Source organism: Acidovorax sp. FJL06 (assembly GCF_003852545.1).
Lineage (GTDB): Bacteria > Pseudomonadota > Gammaproteobacteria > Burkholderiales > Burkholderiaceae_C > Acidovorax.
Genome location: NZ_QAJR01000070.1, coordinates 1,012 through 1,531, shown reverse-complemented (window position 1 = coordinate 1,531; position 520 = coordinate 1,012). Strand labels below are relative to the sequence as shown.

Genomic DNA, 520 nt, shown 5'->3' with positions numbered 1-520 from the left:
CTGCACGCGCAGGCCCTGGCGTCGGGATCGGCGGTGCCGGCATGAGCGCGCCACAGCCACACCCCGCCGTCTCGGGCGACACCGTCGGGGCCCTGGCCGAGTCCGGTGCGCAATGCCTCCGCGCGGCCGGCGTTGCGTTCGGCCACGGCACCACCAACGCGCACGACGAGGCCACGTGGCTGGTGCTGTGGCGCCTGGGCCTGCCACTGGACAGCGACCTCTCGGAGGCCCCCGATTCCATCAAGAATCAGCCTGTAGCGCCCGCTGAGCAAGCCCTGATTGCTACTCTTTTTGAAGAGCGCATTGCCACCCGCAAGCCCGCCGCCTACCTCACGCGCGAGGCCTGGCTGCAAGGCGTGCCCTTCTACGTGGACGAGCGCGCCATCGTGCCGCGCAGCTTCATTGCCGAGCTGCTGGCCGACGGCAGCGTGGATGGCTTTCTGAGCGAAAACACCCGCCAGGTGCTGGACCTGTGCACCGGCAACGGCAGCCTGGCCGTGCTGGCCGCCATGGCCTGGCC

The 520-nt window shown here is 70.2% G+C and carries 1 pseudogene; it reads left to right on the top strand.

Features of this window, described 5'->3' with window-relative positions:
* Positions 1–41 precede the first annotated feature (41 nt).
* Positions 42–520, top strand: a pseudogene (locus DBV10_RS23255) (50S ribosomal protein L3 N(5)-glutamine methyltransferase); the annotation flags it as partial.